General features: G+C 52.2%; 2 protein-coding genes. One reads left to right on the top strand and one right to left on the bottom strand.

Features of this window, described 5'->3' with window-relative positions:
- Positions 1–176 precede the first annotated feature (176 nt).
- Entirely contained in the window at positions 177–518 is a 342-nt protein-coding gene (locus BM357_RS18575; RefSeq protein WP_074956885.1) for a transposase, read from the bottom strand.
- Between the two features lie 1,598 nt (positions 519–2,116).
- On the opposite strand from BM357_RS18575, the gene BM357_RS18580 reads away from it, so the two are divergent.
- On the top strand, positions 2,117–2,862 hold a 746-nt coding region (locus BM357_RS18580; RefSeq protein ID WP_245784101.1), incomplete at its 3' end, for a transposase.

The following is a 2,862-nucleotide window of genomic DNA, read 5'->3' on the forward strand; positions in this document are numbered from 1 at the left end:
GTTATTTTCCACGCCTTGGAGCTTGCGAATCCACTCAAGAACTGCGAAGCTATTGACAGAAGCCATCGTTGCGTTCCTCCTACTAGTTTGTTTCGACACACTCTAGTAGACACGCACGGTGGCTTCGTCGTCAATTGTGGACGACGCATTTTACACCACTACTTGAGACTTTAACGCTACTTTATCCGCAAGTGAGGGTTGGCTTTTTTTAGCAGGTCACGCAAAATGGCAATTTCAAGGTCTTTTTCGCCCAAAAGCTGCTTGAGATGGGCATTCTGTTTATCCAACTCACGGTTCTCTGCCACGAGCTGGGCATGTTCCTGCTGGGTCACGTGGGTAGCGTTTCCCTTCGGGCTGCTGCCCTGCATGGATTGGCCTGACTTATACTGGCGAACCCATCGACTGACAAGATTCGGTCGGATGTCGTACTTCCGAGCAACGATGGAATTGTTTCCGGCGGCGATGGCCTGTTCGACGACCTGACGCTTGAACTCTGGAGTAAATTTCCGACGTTCCACTTGAACAACCTCCTGACCTGATGGTCCCATGGATTAGGGAGATTGTCCAATCCAATTTCGGGGCTTAAGAGAAAGGACCCCGTGGCCGCATGGCTTCGGGTCCACTCGTGCACACTAGGATGGGAGATTCTGCTCTTCCGCTCATGAGGGTATGCGGCATACGAATAAACGGTTACAGTGTCGAAACCGGATTAGGATAGCCAACGGGAGAGGGGAAACCTTCTCCGCGTGCACTCCCTGACGAAAGGGGGTGGACGGGTTGAGTGTGTTTCTAGCCCTGCTGAGTGCAACGGCCGTGAATCGCGCGGTCGCGACCTTGGTGTGGGCAATGCGAAAGAACCCCGGAGTCGGCAAACCAAACCGGGTCCTCACTGACACCCGCGCGGAAGAGGATAGATCAATCTTCCGTTTGTTATTCTATGCACATTGTACCACAACATCCGTCTGCGCAAACAGGACCACGCACAATCCTACACGTTGGCGGTGAGAAATTGGGACGAAACACATCTCCCGCAGTGTTACAGTGAAATGAAAGTGACCCAGCAACTGCCCACCGTCCCGTATCGCCTCGTGCTAAGCTTTGAGCAAGGAAGAAAAAACATGATGGGACGCGATATGGCCATCAGCGCACTTGGGGCTAATCTTCCAACTTTAACATGAGTCAACTACCCTAAGCAGGGTTACGAGAGTCGAGGGGGCTAGGATGAAGAGAACTCTAATTTCATTAACTTGTTTAACTTGTTTGGTGTGTTTGCTTATCAGCGGTTGTATGAGTTCAGGCCCAAGCCACGATGCGATTCAAATCGGCACTTCCGAAGACCAGGAGACCGGTTATATCCGGAACCCCGGATCAAGATTCCCGGCCAATCAGCCCCTAATGGTACAAGTCGTTACACCAATGGCCAAGACAGTTCATCATCTTGAACTGATCATTCGGGAAGATGATACGCGCAAAATAATGATGGACGAGAAGTGGCAAGAATCCTATGGAGGTGGAGGCCGAACTTTCTACCAGGTTGGTCTTGGATGGCCAAAGGGTCAATACACGTTGGAGTTCTATCGGGACAACATACTGCAAACAAGCACGAAACTCACACTGTACTAGGCGATTACTTTACTGAATGAACCGTGTTGATGAGGATTTCAGGCGACACGAAACAAAAAACAAAAACATCCTCGTTCTCTGATAGGATAAGCTCATCCAAATGAACTTTGTCGAAGATTGTTCGAGAGAACAACTCATAACGGCCATCCCCTTCGTTTAACGCGTGTGTCATCCGGGCGCCTTACGCATATCGGCGTATGTCAGCGTATACCGGTTCTTAGGCTAGGGCTGCAGTTTCTCCGCCTGAAAATCGACGGGGAGCAGTTGCCGCTGAGAATGACCTTTGTACCCGCTGAAGTGCGTTGCGGAGCATTTGGAGTACATGGAATGCGTCAACCGCTCTGATAAATTCACGATAGAGCATACGGAAGTAGGGTCTGCTGAACAGTTGATAAGACCAGTAGCAACAAGGATTATTAGCCTTTCGTGACGAAATCTCATGCACGGATTTTCGCTGAAATCCGTCAAAATCCTTGCACCTGAGGGACTGCCAGTGTGTCGACCGACCCAACGACAGATGCTGCTTCCAGATGAGTTCTTCCTACCGTTTGGCTGGAAGTTGAACAAGGAAAACCGCTGGGTAAAACTCGCTCAAATGATTCCGTGGTGGAAAGTCGAAAAGCACTACGGCGAGCGCTTCAAGTCCTGGACGAAGGGACAACAAGCGTACTCCGTCCGTGTAGCACTTGGTGCACTCATCATCCAGGAACGTCTGGGTCTGAGCGACCGCGAAACGGTCTTCCAGATCACGGAGAACCCGTATCTGCAATACTTCATCGGGCTGCCGCGTTTCCAGGAGGAGCCACCGTTTCATCCGTCGTTGATGACGCATTTTCGGAAGCGGCTGGGTCCGGACGTGTTGAGTCAGGTCAATGAATGGATCGTGATGGAGCAGGCCGAGCGCGATGATGATGCGGATGACCACGATGATGAAGGTCCAGGGCATCCGGGTGCGAATGCCACTTCCAAGCCCAGGACAAAGGCGCAGACAACCGCGAACCAAGGTAAGCTCCTGCTGGATGCCACATGCGCGCCGGCGGACATCTCCTACCCGACCGACCTGTCCCTTCTGAACGAGGCTCGTGAGATATTGGAGAAGATGATTGACGCTCTGCATGCGGTACGTGAGCGTGGCAGGTGCAAGCCGCGCACCTATCGGGAGAAGGCGCGCAGAGCGTACCTGGCAGTGGCAAAGCAGCGTCGCGTGAGCCCGCGCGTATTGCGCAAGGCAATTGGAAA

The sequence above is a fragment of the Paenalicyclobacillus macrosporangiidus genome, assembly GCF_900116805.1.
Taxonomy (GTDB): domain Bacteria; phylum Bacillota; class Bacilli; order Alicyclobacillales; family Alicyclobacillaceae; genus Alicyclobacillus_H; species Alicyclobacillus_H macrosporangiidus.